This is a genomic window from Prescottella agglutinans (assembly GCF_004011865.1).
Taxonomy (GTDB): domain Bacteria; phylum Actinomycetota; class Actinomycetes; order Mycobacteriales; family Mycobacteriaceae; genus Prescottella; species Prescottella agglutinans.
Window position 1 is genome coordinate 522561 of sequence record NZ_RKLP01000002.1, and the last position, 19879, is coordinate 542439.

The 19879-nt window shown below is 68.6% G+C and carries 18 protein-coding genes and 1 pseudogene; 6 read left to right on the plus strand and 13 right to left on the minus strand.

The features are described 5' to 3' along the window. Positions 1-2: 2 nt before the first annotated feature. From EGT67_RS06460 to EGT67_RS06480, 5 genes are all read right to left on the minus strand, one after another. Positions 3-1547 (minus strand): long-chain-fatty-acid--CoA ligase, encoded by a 1545-nt coding sequence (locus EGT67_RS06460; protein ID WP_127915222.1) that lies wholly within the window; start codon positions 1545-1547, stop codon positions 3-5. Between the two features lie 34 nt (positions 1548-1581). Continuing rightward, positions 1582-2175 (minus strand): RBBP9/YdeN family alpha/beta hydrolase, encoded by a 594-nt coding sequence (locus EGT67_RS06465; RefSeq protein WP_127915223.1) that lies wholly within the window; start codon positions 2173-2175, stop codon positions 1582-1584. A gap of 102 nt (positions 2176-2277) precedes the next feature. Then, positions 2278-3333: a beta-keto acid cleavage family enzyme gene (locus EGT67_RS06470; protein ID WP_127915224.1), complete on the minus strand. Its 1056-nt coding sequence runs from the start codon at positions 3331-3333 to the stop codon at positions 2278-2280. A 43-nt stretch (positions 3334-3376) separates the two neighbouring features. Next, positions 3377-4225 (minus strand): TauD/TfdA dioxygenase family protein, encoded by an 849-nt coding sequence (locus tag EGT67_RS06475; RefSeq protein ID WP_241565923.1) that lies wholly within the window; start codon positions 4223-4225, stop codon positions 3377-3379. Positions 4226-4378: 153 nt separating this feature from the next. Then, the gene (locus tag EGT67_RS06480; RefSeq protein WP_127915226.1) at positions 4379-5356 is read right to left on the minus strand and encodes a quinone oxidoreductase family protein; all 978 of its coding nucleotides are present in this window, start codon (positions 5354-5356) and stop codon (positions 4379-4381) included. A gap of 355 nt (positions 5357-5711) precedes the next feature. On the opposite strand from EGT67_RS06480, the gene EGT67_RS06485 reads away from it, so the two are divergent. The 5 genes from EGT67_RS06485 (at position 5712) to EGT67_RS06500 (ending at position 9967) form a co-directional block, all read left to right on the plus strand. Beyond that, complete coding sequence (locus EGT67_RS06485) at positions 5712-6740, plus strand: AraC family transcriptional regulator (protein ID WP_127915227.1); 1029 nt, start codon at positions 5712-5714, stop codon at positions 6738-6740. Between the two features lie 152 nt (positions 6741-6892). Further along, a complete protein-coding gene (locus EGT67_RS25020; protein WP_164877492.1) occupies positions 6893-7051 on the plus strand; it encodes a hypothetical protein in 159 nt (52 codons plus the stop codon). 96 nt (positions 7052-7147) lie between these two features. Beyond that, positions 7148-8518, plus strand: a complete 1371-nt coding sequence (locus EGT67_RS06490) for an MFS transporter (RefSeq protein ID WP_127915228.1) — start codon at positions 7148-7150, stop codon at positions 8516-8518. Positions 8519-8558: 40 nt separating this feature from the next. Continuing rightward, the gene (locus EGT67_RS06495; RefSeq protein ID WP_127915229.1) at positions 8559-9323 is read left to right on the plus strand and encodes a CoA transferase subunit A; all 765 of its coding nucleotides are present in this window, start codon (positions 8559-8561) and stop codon (positions 9321-9323) included. Next, positions 9320-9967 (plus strand): CoA transferase subunit B, encoded by a 648-nt coding sequence (locus EGT67_RS06500; protein WP_127915230.1) that lies wholly within the window; start codon positions 9320-9322, stop codon positions 9965-9967. Before EGT67_RS06495 ends, EGT67_RS06500 begins: the two co-directional genes overlap by 4 nt. 84 nt (positions 9968-10051) lie before the next feature. Here the strand turns inward: EGT67_RS06500 and EGT67_RS06505 are convergent, their stop codons facing one another. The 4 genes from EGT67_RS06505 to EGT67_RS06520 all read right to left on the minus strand — a co-directional run bounded on the left by EGT67_RS06505 (position 10052) and on the right by EGT67_RS06520 (position 14291). Further along, positions 10052-11611, minus strand: coding sequence for a substrate-binding domain-containing protein (locus tag EGT67_RS06505; RefSeq protein ID WP_421958101.1), 1560 nt, complete (start codon positions 11609-11611; stop codon positions 10052-10054). Positions 11612-11746: 135 nt separating this feature from the next. Beyond that, positions 11747-12178 (minus strand): type II toxin-antitoxin system Rv0910 family toxin, encoded by a 432-nt coding sequence (locus EGT67_RS06510; protein ID WP_127915232.1) that lies wholly within the window; start codon positions 12176-12178, stop codon positions 11747-11749. A 98-nt stretch (positions 12179-12276) separates the two neighbouring features. Further along, the gene (locus tag EGT67_RS06515) at positions 12277-13932 is read right to left on the minus strand and encodes a solute symporter family protein (RefSeq protein WP_127915233.1); all 1656 of its coding nucleotides are present in this window, start codon (positions 13930-13932) and stop codon (positions 12277-12279) included. Then, positions 13929-14291 carry a DUF485 domain-containing protein gene (locus EGT67_RS06520; protein ID WP_127915234.1) on the minus strand — a complete coding sequence of 121 codons (363 nt, stop codon included), beginning with the start codon at positions 14289-14291 and terminating at the stop codon, positions 13929-13931. Before EGT67_RS06520 ends, EGT67_RS06515 begins: the two co-directional genes overlap by 4 nt. A 291-nt stretch (positions 14292-14582) precedes the next feature. Here EGT67_RS06520 and EGT67_RS06525 point away from each other — a divergent pair. Next, positions 14583-16320 (plus strand): annotated as a pseudogene (locus EGT67_RS06525) (N-acyl-D-amino-acid deacylase family protein). Between the two features lie 65 nt (positions 16321-16385). On the opposite strand, the gene EGT67_RS06530 reads toward EGT67_RS06525, so the two are convergent. The 4 genes from EGT67_RS06530 to EGT67_RS06545 all read right to left on the minus strand — a co-directional run bounded on the left by EGT67_RS06530 (position 16386) and on the right by EGT67_RS06545 (position 19829). Further along, complete coding sequence (locus tag EGT67_RS06530; protein ID WP_127915235.1) at positions 16386-16748, minus strand: Rieske 2Fe-2S domain-containing protein; 363 nt, start codon at positions 16746-16748, stop codon at positions 16386-16388. Positions 16749-16860: 112 nt separating this feature from the next. Continuing rightward, on the minus strand, positions 16861-18615 hold the full coding sequence (locus EGT67_RS06535; protein WP_127915236.1) for a sodium/solute symporter: 1755 nt from the start codon (positions 18613-18615) through the stop codon (positions 16861-16863). 24 nt (positions 18616-18639) lie between these two features. Beyond that, on the minus strand, positions 18640-18945 hold the full coding sequence (locus tag EGT67_RS06540; RefSeq protein ID WP_241565924.1) for a hypothetical protein: 306 nt from the start codon (positions 18943-18945) through the stop codon (positions 18640-18642). A gap of 86 nt (positions 18946-19031) precedes the next feature. Continuing rightward, the gene (locus EGT67_RS06545; RefSeq protein ID WP_127915237.1) at positions 19032-19829 is read right to left on the minus strand and encodes a LytR/AlgR family response regulator transcription factor; all 798 of its coding nucleotides are present in this window, start codon (positions 19827-19829) and stop codon (positions 19032-19034) included. Positions 19830-19879 lie beyond the last annotated feature (50 nt).

Here is a 19879-nt window from a genome sequence, read left to right on the forward strand (position 1 = left end):
TATCAGGCGAGTTCGCGCTTGAGGATCTTCCCGGTCGCGGTCATCGGCAATTGCTCGACGATCCGGACCTCACGCGGGTACTTGTAGCTCGCCATCCGCTCCTTCGACCAGGAAATCAGATCGTCGCCGGAGACCTCGACACCCGGCTGCGGGATGACGTAGGCGCGGACCTCCTCGCCGTGGCTCTCGTGTGGAACACCGATGACCGCGGCCAGCGAGACCGCCTCGTGCGTCATCAGGACCTCCTCGATCTCGCGCGGATAGACGTTGAACCCGCCGCGCACGATCATGTCCTTCGCCCGGTCGACGATGTAGTAGAAGCCGTCCTCGTCCCGACGCGCGAGATCGCCGGTGCGGAACCACCCGTTCCGCACGACCTCTGCCGTCGCCTCGGGACGGCCGTAGTAGCCCTTCATCACGTTGTGGCCGCGGATGGCGATCTCGCCCACCGCATCTGCCCCCTCCACGGTGTTCCAGTCCTTGTCGACCAGGCGGACCTCCACGCCCCACAGCGGGACCCCGATCGACCCGGGGCGCGGGGCCTGCTCGGGATCACTGAACAGGGCGGTCGGCGACGTCTCCGACAGCCCGTAACCCTCGAGGATCTGGACCCCGAACCGCTTGGCGAAGCGCTCGAGAATCTCCACGGGCAGCGCCGCGCCCCCGGAGATGGCCTTGCGGAGATTCGCGGCGATCCGGTCGACGTCGACGGAGTCGTCGACCGCCCCCAGCAGGCCCCAGTACATCGTCGGCACGCCGGCGAACATGGTGATCGACTCGCGCTCCATGATGTCCAGCGCCGCGCGGGCCTCGAAGCGCGGGAGCAGCACGAGCGTCGCGCCCATCGAGAACCCGGCGTTCATGTTCATCGTCTGCCCGAACGAGTGGAACAGCGGGAGCGTGAGCAGGTGAGTGTCCGGGCGGCTCGGCGTGCTGTCGAACAGTCGGTTGGCGGCGAGCGCGTTCATCACCATGTTCGACTGGCTCAACTCGGCGCCCTTCGGCTGGCCGGTGGTGCCGCTCGTGTACAGGATGACAGCGGTGTCCGTCGCCTCGCAGACCACGGATTCGAAGGTCGACGACTGGTCGGGCAGCACCGCCGACAGTCCGGTGATGCCGTCCCCGTCGCGCGCCCCGTCCGCGCCGATCACGAACATCGACTGACACGAAGGCACCTCGCGGAAGCCCTCCCGCCCGTACTCCCCGATCGGCAGATCCGGACCACCCTCGAAGCAGAAGTACGCCTTGGCCCCGCAGTCCTGCAGGTGGTATGCGATCTCCCGCCCCTTCAACAGGACGTTGAGCGGTACGACCACGGCGCCAGCCTTGAGGATCCCGTAGTAGACGATCGGGAACCACGGCAGGTTGGGGCAGGAGATCGCTACCCGGTCACCGGGCTCGACCCCGGACGCGACGAGGAGATTGGCGATCTGGTTCGCGAGACCGTCGGTCTCCGCATAGGTGAACCGGTCGTCCCCCAGCACCAGCGCGTCGCGGCTCGGGTACTTTCGGGCCGAGTCTTCCAGGAACATGGACAGATTGAGCATCGGGGCGTTCTCTCTCGGGCAGCGATCGTGAAGGTCAGTGGCTCGGCGCGGCCGCGGCGCCGATCGTGGCGAGCAGTTCGTCGAGGAGTTCGGTGGCGCGGGGCCACTCGCCGTAGCCGGAGGCCGGGTTGAGGTGACCGACCTCGCCGAGGTCGACGAGACGGCTGCCCCACGCGTGCGCCATGTCGACGACGGCGGCGAAATCGGCCAGCGGGTCGTTGGTGCTGGCGGCGACGATGCTCGGGAACGCCAACGGGCCTCGCGGAACAGGGTTCCAGCCGTTCGCGTCGAGGTCCGGCAGGGTCGGATAGCCGGCGGGCAGCGGCGTGGAGAAGTCCGGCGGGGTGGCCAGGATCGCGCCTGCGACCGGGCGGTCGTGACGAGCGGCCCAGTGCACGGTGATCATCACCCCGGCACTGTGCGCGACGAGGACGACGGGACCGTCGATGTCCGCGAGGACGGCGTCCAGTGCCGCCACGCGGGCGTCGAGGCTGAGCTTGTCGTGCTCGAGCGGCGGGACGATACGGACCTTGTCCAGACCGGCGGCCAACAGGGTCTGCCAGTGGTCCTCGACGTGGTCACGCAGTCCGGGGACGATCACGACGGTCGGGGAAACCGAGCTGCTCAAGGCATTTCCTCCAAAGGATCTCGATGCGGACGGACGGAGCGGGGACACCTGTGGGTGTCCCCGCTCCACCGAAAGGTGCTGTCGCAGACGGGAGACAGCGGGTCAGGCGTGCTGGGTGAAGCCGACCTGGCCGGGACGACGGTTCGGGGCGTACCCGAGCTTGGCCAACGTCTCGTCGGCGTCGGCGTACGTGGTACCGATCTTGTAGATGTCCCGGGCCTCCTTGCCGGTGGCCACCTCACGGCCGAGCTCCTTGGCGACACGCACCAGCTGACGGACCTGCTCGGCAGAGGTGATCTTGACCTCGCCACTCGGCGCCCACAGGTTGTCCTCGTTGCCGCAACGCGTGTGCAGACCCATCGCCATCGCCATCGTGTTCACCGGCAGCACCGACCGCATCAGCGTCTCGAGGGTCAGGCACGCACCGTCCGGAACCCGCTGGACGAAGTTCATGATGTTGTACGGGTTCGGGCCGTCGAAACCGCCACCGATACCGACCCACGTCAGGTTCAACGGACCGGTGTACACCCCGCGGCGGATCAACCGCTCCACCGTCTCGAGCTGCGGAATGCTCGACAGCTGGAAATGCGGCTGGATACCCGCGGCCTGCAGACGACGCAGGTGCTCCTCGACCCACTCCGGGCCGGCGGGCACCGTCATCTCACGGTAGGTCGCGGCGAGCTCCGCGTTCTCCAGCGAGGTGCCCTTGATGTCGCCCGGCGTCATCAGCTCCATGATGTTCATCTGGCTGGTGTTGATCGCGATCGTCACCTGGTCCGGCTTCGGATCCAGCTCGGCCAGCATGTGACGGACGTTGTCCGGCAACCACTTCGCGTCCGCGCCGTCACCCTCGGGTGCGAACGAGATCGACCCGCCGACCTGAAGGATCATGTCCGGCACGGCCTCACGCAGCCGGCCCAGGAGCTCGTTGAACTTCGACAGCCGCTTGGAGCCCTTGCCGTCCTCCTCGCGAACATGGATGTGCAGCACCGTCGCACCTGCCTCGTAGCAGTCGACGGCCTGCTGGACGTGCTCGTCCATCGTCAGCGGCAGATCCTCCGGGAAGTCCTCCACCGCCCACTCCGGACCGTACGGCGCGACCGTGATGACCAACTTGTCCTGGTTCTCGGGGAAGAACGCATCGTCCTGGAAATGCATTGTGTGGCTCCGTTTCTGGATAGAGATGAGGCTGAGGAGAAACTCAGAAGGGGCGGTCGCCGATGATCCCGGCGCGCTCCATCTTTCGGACGGCAGGCCAGTAGTCCTGGACCGCGTAGTGCTGGGTCGACCGGTTGTCCCAGATCGCGACGCTGTTCTTCGTCCACTGCCAGCGCACCTGGTACTCCGGGATCGTGGCCTGGCTCTGCAGGTATCGCAGCAGTTCACCAGCGCCCGGGGCGTAGTCGATGCCGCACCGGACGTTCTCCTCGGTGTGGTAGTTCGTGAGGTGCGTGGTGAAACTGTTGACGAACAGGATCTTCTCGCCGGTCTCGGGATGCGTGCGGACCACCGGGTGCTCCGCGTCCGGGAAGCGTTCCTTGAGTTCGAGGCGCTTCTCCATCGGCAGGCGCGCACCGAAAGACGCCTCGATGCTGTGCCGGGCGCGCAGGCCCTCGATCCGCTCCTTCACCCGCTCGGGCAGGCGCTCGTAGGCCAGTGCCATGTTCACCCAGATCGTGTCGCCGCCGACGGCGGGACCCTCGATGCACCGCAGCACGCACCCCATCGGGGGGTTCACCCGCCACGTCGCGTCGCAGTGGTAGGCGTTCTCGAACGCCTCACGCGGGCTGTCGAGGTCCTTGTAGATCCGGACGAGACCGGGATGCTCGGGGTCGCTGCCGACCACCGGATGATCCTCGAGCGAGCCGAAACGCTCGGCCAACGCGACGTGCTCGGTCCGACTCATGTCCTGGTCGCGGAAGAACAGCACCTTGTGCTTCAGCAGCAGTGACTTCAACTCGGCGAAGAGGTCGTCGTCGCGAGACACGTCGGCGAGGTCGACGCCGTGGAGTTCGGCACCGATGCTGCAGGTCAGCGGACGGGCATCCATCGGCGTCACAGTCGTGACGGTCGCCCTACGGCCGGGTGCAAGTTCGACAGTGGTCATGACACTCTCCTGTACAAGCTGGAAGTGGTGCGTCGCGGCGCCGACACGTGCTGCGTCGGCACACCGAACGACGTTGCGCAGATGGACGATTCAGGATCAGAACGAGAACACCGACGAGCCGATGCTGATGCCCGACTCCAGATCGCGGTGAGCCTTCTCGGCTTCCTCCAACGCGTAGTGCTGGTTGATCTCGATCTTGATGCGGCCGGCCGCGACGTGGCCGAACAGCTCGCCGGCGAGCTCGGCCCGTTCGGCCGGGTCGGCGATGTAGTCGGCGAGCGCCGGGCGGGTCACGAACAGCGAGCCCTTCACCGCGAGTTCCATGGCGTTGATCGGCGGGATCGGACCGGACGCCGTCCCGAACGCCACGAGCAGGCCGCGGCGCGCCAACGAGTCGATCGACGACTGGTAGGTCGACTCCCCGATGCTGTCGTACACGACCGGCACACCCGCGCCGTCGGTGAGCTCGCGGACCCGCTCCGCGACGTTCTCACGCTTGTAGACGATGACCTCGCCGCACCCGTGCGCCCGGGCGACCTCGGCCTTCTCGTCGCTCGACACCGTTCCGATGACGTTGACCCCCAGCAGCTTCGCCCACTGGCAGAAGATCAGGCCGACACCGCCGGCGGCGGCGTGCAGCAGCACGGTGTCCCCCGCCTTCAGCGAGGGGTAGATCCGACGCAGCAGGTAGGACGTGGTGAGTCCGCGCATCGTCATCGCGGCCGCGGTCTCGAACGCGATGCCGTCCGGCAGCGCGATCAGGTGCTCGGCAGGCATGACACGCTCGGTGCTGTAGGCACCGAGGGGGCTGCCGGTGTAGGTGACCCGGTCACCCTCGGCGAAGCCCTCCACCCCGGCGCCGACCGCCTCGATGACACCCGCGGCCTCGACACCCATGCCCGCAGGCAGCGGGGCCGGGTACATGCCGGTACGGAAGTACGTGTCCGCGAAGTTCAGACCGACGGCCTCGTGCCGGATCCGCACCTCGCCCGGACCGGGCTCACCGACCTCCACGGACTCCCACTTCAGGACCTCCGGGCCACCGGTCTCGTAGAAGCGAATCGCCTTTGCCATAACTCTCTCCTTGATCATGAATCGGCACCGGGCAGGCCGACCCACATGTTCGGTCGCCGGAAAATCCTGGGCAGCAACCTGTTTCGTATCCGAACCCAGCCGAGACGACGCTTGCGCACTCGCCTCGACCGAGAACGGCACGTGAATCGCCGGAACAATTCCCGTGTGACTCAGCTGACACGACAGTATCGATATGTGGCGGCGCACACATACCCTCACGGGACATATTTCTTTCCATTTCGGGACACCGATGTGATCCAGGAGATATGCCGGGAGACACACCCCCGCTCGCATGTGTCAGGGCGCACACTTACCCTTGCGGGACAGCACGACCATCCCGAGGAGGGTGATACGGGTGGCCAAGCCCCTCGCGCGATACGCCTCGCTGACCGGATACATCGAGGTCAGTCGCATATTGGACATCGATCCGGTACAGCTGCTGAGGACCGTCGGGCTCGACCCGTCGAGCCTCGACCTCCAGGATCGATGGATCCCCGCCGCGTCCGTGGCGCGCCTGCTCGAACTGTCGTCGGCGTCCTCCGGCCGTCCCGACTTCGCACTCAAGCTCGCCGAGTACCGGCGACTGTCCACCCTCGGCCCGCTCAGCGTCAGCATCCGCGAGGAACCCGACGCCCGGAGCGCACTCCGGATGCTGATCCGCTACCAGCACATGTACAACGAGTCGCTCCACATGCGCATCTCGGAGCAAGGCGGGCTGTCGGCCATCCAGGTCAGCATCGAACCCGGCGAACCGATGCCCGTCCGGCAGTCGACCGAACTCGCCGTGACGGTGGTTCACCAACTGCTCCGCAACCTGCTCGGAGACCGTTGGCACCCGGTGTCCGTCTGCTTCGAGCACGGCCGGCCCGCCGACGACTCCACCCATCGCCGGATGTTCGGCGCACCGCTGACCTTCGACAACGACTTCAGCGGGATCGTCACCTACACAGGCGACCTGAACGAACCGAATCGCCTGTCGGACCCCGGGCTGCGCTCGTACGCCAAGCAGTTCCTGGACACACTGTCGAAACCCGAGGAGCCCTCGGTCGAGGGGCGGGTCCGCGAGCTCGTCGAGCTGCTGCTCCCGACCGGTCGGTGTTCGATCGACCAGGTGGCCCGCAGCCTCGGCGTCGACCGGCGCACGGTCCATCGCCACCTCGCGAAGTCCGGCCAGACCTTCACCTCCGTTCTCGACACCACCCGTGCCGAGCTGGCGAATCGGATGGTCAGCGGGAGCCGCTACTCGTTCACGGAGATCTCCGAGATGCTCGCGTTCTCGACCCCGAGCAGCTTCTCGCGCTGGTTCCACCAGCAGTTCGGCGCGAGCCCGCGGGCGTGGCGCAAGCAGGCAGCGTCGGGTGGTTCCACCGGAACCGACGCCTAGGGGACAGAGGTGTCCCGAGATGCACAGAATGACGTCCCAGAGGGGTAATTATTGTGAACGGAGTCCATATAACGTGATGTGCGCCACCTTCCCTTGCGCGCTGTCGCACGCACCACATCCGTATCTCGACTTCCGGTGAAATGAGCGCTGCCATGACCCCGAGCCCCCAGCCGACCCCCACCCCGACGATCGACCGCGTGCGGCGCGGCGGAGAAGGGAATCCCCTGTGGGACACCCTCTCCCAGTGGGGCGAACAGTTCATGGCGATGAACTCGGCGTCGACCGCGAGCAGGCTCCCGAGGCCGAGCTGACCGCGTCCGAAGCCCCTCCCCAGACCAAGCCCCCGTCGCGACATCGACCCCTCTGACTCTCGATCGCCGCGCTCCCACCCGCCTCCAGGAGCCACCATGGGACTGTCCCCCACGCCGACCGAACAACTGGCCGGACCCGTCGAGCCCGAGCACACCGAGCACGCCGTCACCTCGACGCCGAGCCACCCTCGGTCCCGGATCTATCCGTGGCTGGTCGCTGGTCTGGCCTTCGCGCTGCTGCTGTCGGACTACATGTCCCGGCAGGTCCTCAGCGCGGTCTTCCCGATGTTGAAGGCCGATTGGGCGCTGTCCGATTCCCAGCTCGCCTCCCTCACGAGCGTGGTCGCCCTGATGGTCGGCCTGTTGACGTTCCCGCTGTCCCTACTCGCCGACCGGTGGGGTCGAGTCCGCAGCCTGGTCCTGATGGCGGTGATGTGGAGTCTCGCGACCCTGTGCTGCGCGATCGCGTCCAACTACGAGCAGATGCTCGCGGCACGATTCTTCGTGGGAGTCGGCGAGGCCGCGTACGGCAGCGTCGGCATCGCGGTCGTCCTGAGCGTGTTCTCGCCGCGTCTGCACTCGTCGTTGAGCGGCGCCTTCATGGCCGGCGGATCGTTCGGTTCCGTGGTCGGCGTCTCGCTCGGTGGCGTGATCGCCGTGAACGTCGGGTGGCGGTGGTCGTTCACCGCGATGGCGGTGCTGGGACTCATCCTCGTCGCACTGTTCCGGGCCGTGGTCACCGAGTCCCGCCTCGCGAAGTACGCCGTGCACGACGAGCCCGTCGCCCCGTCCGACGGCTCCACCCCGTCCGCCCCGGTGATCCGAGTCCCCGTGTCCACGCTGTTCACGAACCCGGCCGTGTGGTGCGCCTACCTCGCCGGCGGATTCCAGATGTTCACCGCGGCCGTCCTGTTGTCGTGGACGCCCAGCTTCTTCAACCGGTACTACGGCATGGCGCCCGACAAGGCAGGTGGCGTCGCCGCGCTGTTCGTCCTCCTGGTCGGCACCGGCATGGTGGTGTGCGGCATGATCACCGACCGGGTGAGCCGTAGCAACCCCGCGCGCAAGTGGATGACCGCCGTCGTGTTCTGCGCGATCTCGCTGTTCGCACTCGGCATCGGATTCCGTCTGGGCACCGGAGCGCCCCAGCTGATCCTGCTCGGTATCGGCGCCTTCTTCTCGGCGGGCTGCTCGGGTCCGACGGCCGCCATGGTCGCCAGCCTCACCCACGAATCGGTCCGGTCGTCGGCTCTGGGTACACTCACCATCGCCAACAATGTTCTCGGATTGGCGTTGGGCCCCTTCGTCATCGGCATCCTCGCCGATCGCCTGGGACTTCTCGAATCCCTCCAGCTCGCGCCGTTCTTCTACGTCGCCGCCATCGTCGCGCTGCTCGTCGGCAAGCGCGTCTACCCCGCGGGAATGCGCAAGCTCGCGTCGCAGAGCACTGCGTCCGCGGCTGCGTGACCCAGCGACAGCCGAGACAGTCGGAGACGGAAAGGTACTCATGAGCAAGATCTACGCATCGGCGGCCGACGCGGTCGCCGACATCCCCTCCGGGGCGTCCCTGGCCGTCGGCGGATTCGGACTGTGCGGTATCCCCGACGTCCTGATTTCCGCGCTCGCCGCCGGCACCGCAACCGACTTCGAGGTCTTCTCGAACAACTGCGGCACCGACGGTCACGGCCTGGGAATCCTGCTCGAGGACAGGCGCATCCGACGGGTCACGGCGTCGTATGTCGGAGAGAACAAGGAGTTTGCCCGCCAGTACCTGTCGGGAGAGCTCGAGGTGGAGCTGACCCCCCAGGGCACGCTGGCCGAGAAGATGCGCGCGGGCGGAGCCGGGATCCCGGCGTTCTTCACCCCGTCCGGCGTCGGCACACCCATCTCCGAGGGCGGCCTGCCGTGGCGCTACGCCGCGGACGGGTCGGTGGCACTCGCATCGCCGCCCAAGGAGATCCGGACGTTCCGAGGCCGCGACTACGTCCTCGAGGAGTCGATCAACGCCGACTTCTCGTTGGTGCACGCACTGGTCGCGGACACCGAAGGCAACCTGGTCTTCAACAAGGCCGCGATGAACTTCAACCCGCTCGCCGCGATGGCCGGCCGGGTGTGCGTGGCCCAGGTCGAGGTGATCGTCGAGGCCGGGGAACTCGATCCGGAGCAGGTCCACCTGCCGGGCATCTTCGTCGACCGCATCGTGCACATCGGACAGCAGGACAAGCAGATCGAGAAGCGGACCGTTTCGGTCGCGAAGGAGGGCACACGATGACCGCGGTGGTCGAGACCGTCGGATGGACGCGCGAGCAGATGGCCGCCCGGGCCGCGGAGGAACTCCGCTCCGGTGAGTACGTCAATCTCGGAATCGGTCTACCCACGCTGATTCCGAACCATCTGCCCGACGGCGTCGAGGTGACGCTGCACAGCGAGAACGGCATCCTCGGCACCGGCCCGTACCCGACCGAGGACGAAGTCGATCCGGATCTGATCAACGCCGGCAAGGAGACCGTGACGGTCAACGCCGGTGCGTCCTTCTTCGACTCCGCAACCAGCTTCGGCATGATCCGCGGCGGCCACATCGACACCGCGGTGCTCGGCGGCATGCAGGTCTCCGCCACCGGCGACCTGGCGAACTGGATGGTGCCGGGGAAGATGGTCAAGGGCATGGGCGGCGCGATGGACCTGGTCCACGGCGCTCGGCGGGTCATCGTGCTCATGGAGCACACCGACAAGTCGGGAGCCTCCAAGGTCGTCGAGTGCTGCACTCTCCCACTGACCGGGCGGGGCGTGGTCCACCGCATCATCACCGACCTCGCGGTGATCGACGTGACCGATGCCGGTCTCGCACTTCGCGAATGCGCGCCGGGCGTGACCCCGGAGCAGGTGCGGGCGGCGACGGACGCGACCCTGCTCTGACGAGACGGGAACGGGGGTGGGCGACCGAACGGTCGCCCACCCCCGTTTCGCGGCAAGGCGATACAGGCGAAACTGTCTGCCGGGTCAGGTCGTGGCGCGGCTACGCATCGCGTCGACGAACACGCCGGGGATCTCTGCGGGTGTGCGGGCGACGTGACTGGTGCCGCCGGTCGCCGCCGAGATCTTCTGCAGGACAGCGGCATCGGCGTCCTCGGTGATGCCGATCGTGACGATGATGACCGGGCGGGCCGGGTCCTGCTCCTTCTTCAGCGTCGCGAGCAGTTCGTCGAGCGAGATGCTCGACGGATCCTCGTTGGCACCGTCGGTGAGCAGGATGACGCTGTTGATGGCCGCGGGGTCGTAGCCCTCCTTGACCTTGCGGAACGCGGCGAGCGTGGTGTCGTACAGGCCGGTTCCGCCCTTGACGAGGGTGGGCAGGGTGCGCACCGCGTCCGTCAGGCGCTGTCGGTGGCTGACGCCGTCGACCGTCTCGCCCATCGGCCGGATCGGGGTGAGCTCCTTGTAGTCCTTGCCGTTGCCGCCCAGGCCGATCGAGAACGCCCACAACCCGAGCTGTGCGTTGTCCGGGAACAGCCTTGCGCCGGTCTCGCTGGCCTGGACCGTCAGCGCGATCCGGGATTCCGATCCGGCCTTCTCGTTCATCGAGCCCGAGACGTCCTCGACCACCAGTGCGCGCGACGGCAACGCCAACACCGCGTAGCGCTCGAGCACCTGCGCGGTCGCGGCGGGATCGGTCGGGGTGAGGGTTGTGACCTCGCCTGCCCCGCGGCCGGAATCGAGGGGACTGCGGTCCGCTCCGCGGAAGCCGCTGCGCGACAGGGCGGCGCGCCCCGACTCGGACTCCATCGCCTCGGCCAGTGCGACACCGGCCTCCTTCGCCGCGGCGTGGTCGGAACCCGACGCGGTCACCGCCACCGGATAGTCGAGGAACACGGCGCCGGAGTTGGGGACCGTGACCGCCAGCTTCGACGACTCGCTCTGGTTGCGCGAGACCACCTGTTCCTCGGTCGCGATCGCGATGCCGCCTTCCGAGGCGACCGCGCCGAGGCGCGCGAGCGCGTCGGCCTGGTGCAGGTTGGCGGCCTGCGCCTGCGCGAGCGGGACGAGGGCGCTCGGGACGGCGTCGGCGGGAACCGTGCCCGCATCCGCCTCGGCGAGCGCACCGGCGATCGGTGCCGCGGAGACGCTGCTGGTGAGCGGATCGCCGATCCGCAGCCCGTGCAGTTGGAGCGCACTCAGCCACGTCGCGAAGAAGGGCATGTCGCCCTCGCGTACCGCGATCACGACCGGGGTCGCGGCCACCGACGGTGCCGCGACGTCGAACAGGGTGCCCGATCCGCTGCTCGCCTTGGCGATCCACTGGGAGGAGTCCGGGATCCACAGGTCCGGGCCGCCCTGCTCGCCCGGAGCCCCCAGCGCGTCGACGCCCGACGCGGGCTGGATCGTGAAGCTGCGGCAGCCGAGGTCCTCGGCCGACATCGCACCGGTCACCTCGGTGAGCACCGGGGCGATCGACGAGTCGGCCGCCACGGTGTACTCGGTCGTCGCATCACAGCCGCCGCCGGCGAGACTGTCCACGACGAGGTAGCCCGCACCCACGACGACCACGGCGGCGAGGCCGATCGACCCGTACTTGACGACGGGTGAGACGGGCTTCGCGCGCGTTGCGCTGTGGCGACCGGCCATGGCTTGAAGACCTCCAGGGAAGGCGCAGGGAGCGCTGGTGGGGGGTGGTTGATCGGACGGGTTCCGCCCGCGTCAGGCGTACAGGGTGACGAACTTCTGCAGGGAGCTTTCGATGTCGCCGCGCAGCGCCCGCGCGACGCCCGATCCGATCGGGCCGAAGAGCGGCGCGCCGCCGAGGTCGATGTCGAGGGCAACCCTCGCCCCCGCTGCGGCGGGGTCGACGCTGAGCACCAAGCCGAGCTTCACGCCGCCCTTGCCGTCCCCCTTCAGGACCAGGCTGCGGGGCGGGTCGTACTGCTTCAACGTCCAGGCGACCCGGTTGCGCAGGCCCTTGACGGTGACGACCGAGCTGACCGTGGTGCCCGCGCTCAGTGCCGCCGGGAGTTCACCGCGCCACGCCTCGTGGATGCTGAGCCACTGGTCGAACCCCGTCAGATCCGACGCCTTGTTCCACGCGTCGTCCGGGTTCATCGGCACGTCCACGGACACCTTCAGCTTGGCCATTGACGGATCGTAACCAATCCGGGAGGTGACGTATACAACAGCGCACCTCGCACCGTTATCACGATGCGAGGTGCTATGTGGTCTGTTTCGTCGTTCTGCTAGTGGGCGACGGCCTTCTCGACGCCGACACCGGTGAGCGAACGGACCTCCATCTCGGCCTGCTTGACCGGATCCTCGAGCTTGTTCCGGCCGACGTAGGTGCCGACGATGCCGAGCAGGAACGCCAGCGGGATCGACACGATGCCGGGGTTGGCCAGCGGGAACCAGGCGAAGTCGACGTTCGGGAACATCGACGTCTTGGCGCCGGAGACGGCCGGCGAGAAGACGATCAACACGAGGCAACTGATCAGTCCGCCGTAGATGCTGAACAGCGCGCCGGTGGTGTTGAACTTCTTCCAGAACAGCGAGTACAGCAGCGTCGGCAGGTTCGCCGACGCGGCGACCGCGAACGCGAGTGCGACCAGGAACGCGATGTTCTGCCCCATCGCCAGGATGCCGAGGACGATCGCGACGACGCCGATGACGACCACGGTGATCCGGGAGACCCGGACCTGCTCCTCCTCCGACGCCTTCCCCCGCTTGATGACGCTCGCGTAGATGTCGTGGGCGAACGACGCCGACGCGGTGATGGCCAGGCCGGCGACGACCGCGAGGATCGTCGCGAAGGCGACCGCCGAGATGATGCCGAGGAAGATCGTGCCACCGAGTTCGAACGCGAGCAGCGGTGCCGCCGAGTTCTCCTTGCCCGGCGCGGCGAGGATCGTGTCGGGGCCGACCATCTTCGCGGCGCCGTAGCCGAGGACGAGCGTGAACAGGTAGAAGGCGCCGATCAGTCCGATCGCCCACGTCACCGAGCGGCGGGCCTCCTTCGCGGTGGGCACCGTGTAGAAGCGCATCAGCACGTGCGGCAGACCGGCGGTGCCGAGAACCAGGGCGATGCCGAGCGAGACGAAGTCCAGTCGCGACATGTCGCTGATGCCGTACTTGGCGCCCGGGGCGAGCACGTCGCGTCCGGCGACCGCCTCGTTCGCCGAGCCGTTCACCATGGTCTGCGCGTCGGCCAGCAGCTGGGAGAAGTTGCCCTTCACCGCGAACAGCACGAGGACGAACATGATCCCGGCGCCGGCGATGAGCAGCACCGCCTTGACCATCTGCACGTACGTGGTGCCCTTCATGCCGCCGATGAGCACGTACACGATCATCAGGACGCCGACGACGGCGACGACGATCGCCTGTCCCGCGAAGTCCTTGATGTTCAACAGGAGCGCGACCAGACCGCCCGCACCGGCCATCTGCGCGAGCAGGTAGAACAGCGACACGACGAGGGTCGACAGCGCCGCGGCCATCCGGACCGGGCGCTGCTTCAGCCGGAAGCTGAGGACGTCGGCCATCGTGAAACGCCCGGTGTTGCGGAGCAGTTCGGCCACCAGCAGCAGCGCGACCAGCCACGCGACGAGGAAGCCGATCGAGTACAGGAAACCGTCGTAGCCGTACACCGCGATCGCGCCGGCGATACCGAGGAACGACGCGGCCGACAGGTAGTCGCCGGCGATCGCGAAGCCGTTCTGCGGGCCGGAGAACTGGCCGCCGCCGGTGTAGAAGTCGGAGGCCTTCTTCGTCGAACGACTCGCCCTGATGACCAACGTCATCGTGCCGACGACGAACGCGACGAAGATGGCGATGTTGAACAGCGGGTTGCCGACGTCGGTGGCGGGCGCCGAGGATGTCGCCGCCTGCGCGAGCGTGGTGATCACTGTGCCGGTCCTTCCAGTTCCTCGCGGATCGCCGACGAGCGCGGATCCAGCTCACGGTTCGCGAACTTCACGTACAGCGCGGTGATCGCGAACGTCGTCACGAACTGGCCGAGTCCGAGCACGATTCCGAGATTGACGTTGCCGAACACCTTGGTGGCCATGAAGTCCGCCGCGTACGTCGCGAGCAGGACGTACACGGCGTACCACGTGAGGAAGAACGCGGTCATCGGAAAGACGAAGCGCCGCAAGCGGTGCCGCAGTTCCTGGAACTGCGGGCTGGCCTGCATGTCGACGAAGGCCTGCGCGTCGGGTGCGGGCCGCTGCGGCGGCGCGCCCGATCCGAGGTCGGTGGTGGTCATGGTGGCTCCTGGGACATCGGCAACCGCGTCGCGGCCGCTGGTGCGGGGTGTGCGATGCGACGCTAGTGAGAGCCAGATCACAGGAGAAGCATGTGGCGCCAGTCACACGCCGAGCTGTCGTTGCGTGCGCCGAACGGTCACCCGGCCGCGACGAGCGGTAGCGGCCGCGCGCGCCGCGCCGCGCGTTTCGCACCCCCAGAAAGACCTCTCGCTGACACCGAGTCCAGTTAACCTACGGAATGTCATCACGGTGCGGATGGCGCGCCGGTCGACGATCAGCGAGGAGTGGATATGGCGTTCTCTCTTGTGATCTCCAACGGGACAGTGGTCGACGGGACCGGCGGCGACCCCTATGTCGCCGACATCGGCGTCCGGGACGGCCGGATCGTGGCGGTCGTCCCGGGCGGCGAGTTGAGCGGCGCGGACGCAGACGAGGTCATCGACGCGACCGGGTTGGTGGTGACACCGGGGTTCGTGGACATCCACACCCATTACGACGGGCAGGTCACCTGGGATCCGATGCTGACTCCCAGCTGCTGGCACGGCGTCACCACCGCGGTGATGGGCAACTGCGGCGTGGGATTTCGCGCCCGTCGCCGACAGCGAGCGGGAGTGGTTGATCGGGCTGATGGAGGGTGTCGAGGACATTCCGGGTGCCGCACTGTCCGCGGGGATCCGGTGGGACTGGGAGTCTTTCCCGCAGTATCTCGACGCGATCGAGCGGCAGCCGCTGGCGATCGACGTCGGGACGCACGTTCCCCACGGGGCGGTGCGGGCCTACGTGATGGGTGCGCGGGGCGCGCGCAACGAGGCCGCCTCGGCCGAGGACATCGCGCTGATGGCCAAGCTGGTACGCGAGGGCGTCGAAGCCGGGGCGCTCGGGTTCTCGACCTCGCGCACCATCGTGCATCGAGCCATCGACGGCGAGCCGGTGCCGGGCACCTTCGCCGCCGAGGACGAACTCTTCGGGATCGGGCGGGCGTTGGCCGCCGCCGGCACCGGGGTCTTCGAACTGGCTCCCGCCGGCATCATGGGCGAGGATCTCGACGCACCCGATCGAGAACTCGACTGGATGGTGCGGTTGGCCGAACTCACCGGACGGACAGTGAGTTTCGGGCTGCTGCAGCACGACGGGGCACCGGACGACTGGAAGCGGTTGCTGGACCTGGCCGCCGCCGCGTACGAGTCCGGCATTCCGCTGCGCCCCCAGGTATCGGCACGCCCGCTGGGCCTGCTCACCGGGCTCCAGACATTCAACGCGTTCAACACCCGCCCGAGCTACGTCGCAGCCGTCGAGCAGGCGGCAGGTGACCTCGATGCGCTGGTGGCAGCACTGAGCGACCCGGCGACCCGCCGAGCGATCCTGGGCGAGGCCGATGCGCCCGACAACCGAATGCCCTACCTGAGCAAGCTGGACCGGACGTTCCGCCTCGGCGACCCGCCTCGGTACGAGCCCGATCCCGACTCGAGCCTCGCCCACGAGGCCCGACGGGCCGGGCGGGATCCGGCCGAGCACGCGTACGACCTGCTGCTGTCGGAGGAAGGACGCGCGCTGTTCTTCCGACCGCTGTTGGGCTACTCGCACTTCACCCTCGATCCGATCCGGGAGATGCTGCTGCACCCGGCGACCGCCGTCGGGCTCGGCGACGGCGGGGCACACGTCGGCGCGATCTGCGACGCGTCCAACACGACCTTCCTGCTGACCCATTGGGCGCGCGATCGCAGCCGCGGCGAACGGATTCCACTGGCGACCGCGGTGCGGAAGATGACGCTGGACACTGCGACCATGTACGGGCTCGGCGATCGCGGCGTGATCGCCGAGGGCAAGAAGGCCGACCTGAACGTGATCGACTTCGAGCGGCTGCAACTGCGGGCGCCGGCCATGACGCACGACCTGCCCGGTGGGGCGCGGCGCCTGCTGCAGCGCGCCGACGGGTACCGGGCCACCATCGTGTCCGGCCAGGTGGTGCTGCGCGACGGCGAGGACACCGGTGCCCGGCCCGGCGCGCTGATCCGTGGAGCACGCTGAGAACCGGGTGTCGCCGCCTTCGCGGCGGGCGGGTGATCACCGACCGCGGTGATCACCCGCGACGCTCACCACCAGGCGTTCTGCGCCCGGATCGGCCGACCGGTCGGCGGAGCGTCGGAGACCTGCAGGTAGAGCAGACCGTCTCGCTCCTCGGACGTCCAGGACCGGATCGGGAGGAGCTTGGGCGAGCCGCCGACACACCGCCCCTTGCCGTTCCAACGCCAGCGGTGCGCGGGACAGTCGATGTTGTCACCGACGACCCGGCCGCGGCTCAGGTCGGCGCCCATGTGCGGGCAGCGCGAATCGAGGATGTGGATGACACCCGCACGGTCGGAGAAGGCGACGAGGTCGGTGTCGAATGCGCGGACGGCGTGCGGCTTCCCGTCGCGAAAGTCGTCGGCGGTTCCGAGGCAGTGCCAATCCGACACGGCGTCTCCTTCTTCCGGGCGTGCACACCGGACGCGCGCACACAGACCCGGACACGTTCGCCGATGCCGGCGAACCGCGTCAATCGTCAGACCCGCCCACCGGAATCGGCCGTCACATCGACCGCAGGTCGTCCTCGCGATCGCGCCCCATGCCGAGCCGCTCGGGCGCGTGCATGCGGGTGAAGATCCGGCCCACCTCACGCGGAATCTGCCGCCGCGTCGCGAGACTCACCACCACCATCGCCGCGAACGCCAGCGGCACGCTCACCGCGGCCGGGTAGCCGATCAGTGCGGCCGGCCAGCCGTGCCACACGTCGTCCGACACCGCGTCGACGACGGCGAGCAACGCCGCTCCCCCACCGATCACGATCCCGACGGTCAGCCCCGCGGCCGCGCCGGCCGCCGTCAGCCCCCGCCACCAGATGCCGAGCACCAGCAGCGGACACAGCGTGGACGCCGCGACGGCGAACACCAAGCCCACCGACCGCGACAGGTCGAACGCCGTGGCGCCGAGGGCCAGCACCAGCGGCACCGCGCCTGCGAGCAGCGCCGCCACCCGGAAGTCCCGCACCCGCCCGCGCAGGACGTCGGTGCTGAGCACACCGGCGATGCTCACCAACAGTCCCGACGACGTCGACAGGAACGCCGCGATCGCGCCCGCCGCGACGAGCGCGGCGAGCAACTGGCCGCCCCAGCCCGACAGCGCCGACCCCGGCAGCAGCAGGACCGCCGCGTCGGACGTGCCGGTGATCAGCAACTGGGGCACATACAGCCGCGCGAACACGCCGAGCAGCACCGGGAACACGTAGAACACCCCCACCAGCGCGATCACCACGAGCGATGTCAGCCGCGCGGCCCGGCCGTCCGGGTTCGTGTAGAAGCGGACCAGCACGTGCGGCAACCCCATCGCGCCGAGGAACGTCGCGAGGATCAGCGAGTACACCTGGTAGAGCGGGTGCGGGTCGCCGAACCCGCCGCCGGGCTCGACCCATCCGGCGCCGTCGGCCGGCGCGCCCGCGACGACCGGGACGGGTGATCCCGCGGGCAGCACGAGTGTCGTGCCCTTGCCGAGTTCGTGCCGTCCCGTGCCGAGTTGCACCGCACCGGACGTCTCACGTCCGTCGAGTTCCCCGTCCACGGTGACGTCGGTCGGCGTCGCGACCTGCACGACGACATCGGTGGTGATGTCCACCGACGTCTGCACCGCGACCGTCGGCGGGGCGGGTTCACCGACCGGCTGCCGGTCGGCGAACCAGTGCGCCGACAACACCACCACCGGCACCGCCACGGCGGTGAACTTGAGCCAGTACTGGAAGCCCTGCACGAACGTGATCGACCGCATCCCGCCGCCGACGACGTTGCCGATCACGATGGCCCCGACCACCACGACGCCCACCCACCCGGGCACCCCCAGCAGGATGTTCAGGGTCAGTCCGGCACCCTGGAACTGCGGGACCATGTAGAGACCGCACACGAGCACGACGACGATCATCGCGACCCGGCGCACGCGCACCGAACCGAGCCGGAACTCCGCGAAGTCCAGCACCGTGTAGGCACCGGACCGGCGCAGCGGCGCCGCGACGAACAACAGCAGTCCCAGGTAGCCCGCGGTGAACCCGATCGGATACCACAGCGCGTCCGCACCGTACTTCGCGACCAGCCCGGCCACACCCAGAAACGATGCGGCCGAGAGGTATTCGCCGGAGATCGCGGCCGCGTTCCAGCCCGGCCCGACGCTGCGGGACGCGACGAGGAAGTCGGATGTGGTGCGCGCCAAGCGAACCCCGTAGATGCCGATGCCGACGGTGGCCACGGCGGCGACGACCAGCGCCAGTACCGTCATGAGGGGAATCGGCTGTCCGGTCATCGGCATCGTGTCTCGGCGACGTCGCTAGTCGTCGACCAGGTCGGCGAAGTCCTGCTCGTTCCGTTCGGCGGCGCGGATGTAGAACCAACCGGCCGCCAACAGGATCGGCACCGGCAGGCAGACCGCGAGCAGCCAGGGCAGGCGGATGCCCAGCACCGCGACGTCGGCGGCACCCGGGAACACCACCAGCAGCAGCGGGATCGCCCCGAACAGCAGACCGACCGCGAGCGCGACGCGCAGCGCGAGACTGAGCTGGGCACGCACGAGACCGCGGATCATCGCGTCCCCGACCTCGGTCTGCTCCTGGACCTCGACCCGGGTGCGCACCATCCGGGCGCCGCGACGCTGCGCCAGCACCACCCGTTCACGCGGCGGCGCCGCCCGTCCGTGCGGTGCCGGGACCGCGTCCGGCGACGTCACCGCGACGTCCAGGTCTGGCGCGGGCCGCGGATCAGCCGGTCCTTGAGTTCGCGCGTGTGCCGACGGCTCACCGGCAGTTCCACGGCCGGGGCTTCGCCCTGCGGTCGCAGGCACACCACCAGCCCGGACCCGACGCTGCGGATGCCGGTCACCTCGCCGAGCGACACCAGGTACGAGCGGTGCACGCGCAGGAAGCCGGCGTCGGACCAGCGGCTCTCGAGCGACGAGATGGGGATGCGCACCAGGTGCGATCCGGTGGCGGTGTGCAGGCGCGCGTAGTCGCCGTCGGCCTCCACCCACTTCACGGTCGACCTCGGCACCAGCGTCGTGACCCCGCCGAGTTCGACGGGGATCACCTCGTCGGCCGATGCCTCGTCGACGCTCTCGTCGCGCGCGCGGCGCCGCCGCTCGACGATGCGTCGCACCGACTCCGCGAGGCGCTCCTCCCGCAGCGGCTTGAGCAGGTAGTCGACGGCGCCGAGATCGAACGCCGCGACCGCGCGGTCCTCGTGCGCGGTCACGAACACCACCGACGGCGGGTTCGCGAACTGCGTCAGGATCCCGGCCAGCTCGAGTCCGTCGAGTCCGGGCATGTTGATGTCGAGGAACACCGCGTCGACGCCGCCGTCGCGCAGGATGCGCAGCGCGGTCGTCGCGTCGCCGGCGGTGCGGGTCTCGCCGATCTCGTCACGAGCGCGCAGCAGGAAGGCCAGCTCGTCGAGTGCCGGGCGTTCGTCGTCGACTGCCAGCACGGTCAGGAGGCCGTCCGTCGGCCCGTCAGAGGTCTCGTTCACAACGGATCCATCGTGCCATGTCACGCCTCCGGCCCGGACGAGGCGGGCCG

What these genes read in the sequence shown, in the direction of transcription:
- EGT67_RS06460 (WP_127915222.1), bottom strand. Translation starts at nt 1,547, where the DNA reads ATGCTCAATCTGTCCATGTTCCTGGAAGACTCGGCCCGAAAGTACCCG.
- EGT67_RS06510 (WP_127915232.1), bottom strand. Translation starts at nt 12,178, where the DNA reads ATGGCCAAGCTGAAGGTGTCCGTGGACGTGCCGATGAACCCGGACGAC.
- EGT67_RS06520 (WP_127915234.1), bottom strand. Translation starts at nt 14,291, where the DNA reads ATGACCACCACCGACCTCGGATCGGGCGCGCCGCCGCAGCGGCCCGCA.
- EGT67_RS06490 (WP_127915228.1), top strand. Translation starts at nt 7,148, where the DNA reads ATGGGACTGTCCCCCACGCCGACCGAACAACTGGCCGGACCCGTCGAG.
- EGT67_RS06470 (WP_127915224.1), bottom strand. Translation starts at nt 3,333, where the DNA reads ATGCATTTCCAGGACGATGCGTTCTTCCCCGAGAACCAGGACAAGTTG.
- EGT67_RS06475 (WP_241565923.1), bottom strand. Translation starts at nt 4,225, where the DNA reads ATGGATGCCCGTCCGCTGACCTGCAGCATCGGTGCCGAACTCCACGGC.
- EGT67_RS06495 (WP_127915229.1), top strand. Translation starts at nt 8,559, where the DNA reads ATGAGCAAGATCTACGCATCGGCGGCCGACGCGGTCGCCGACATCCCC.
- EGT67_RS25020 (WP_164877492.1), top strand. Translation starts at nt 6,893, where the DNA reads ATGACCCCGAGCCCCCAGCCGACCCCCACCCCGACGATCGACCGCGTG.
- EGT67_RS06500 (WP_127915230.1), top strand. Translation starts at nt 9,320, where the DNA reads ATGACCGCGGTGGTCGAGACCGTCGGATGGACGCGCGAGCAGATGGCC.
- EGT67_RS06535 (WP_127915236.1), bottom strand. Translation starts at nt 18,615, where the DNA reads ATGACCGGACAGCCGATTCCCCTCATGACGGTACTGGCGCTGGTCGTC.
- EGT67_RS06480 (WP_127915226.1), bottom strand. Translation starts at nt 5,356, where the DNA reads ATGGCAAAGGCGATTCGCTTCTACGAGACCGGTGGCCCGGAGGTCCTG.
- EGT67_RS06540 (WP_241565924.1), bottom strand. Translation starts at nt 18,945, where the DNA reads ATGGTGCGCACCCGGGTCGAGGTCCAGGAGCAGACCGAGGTCGGGGAC.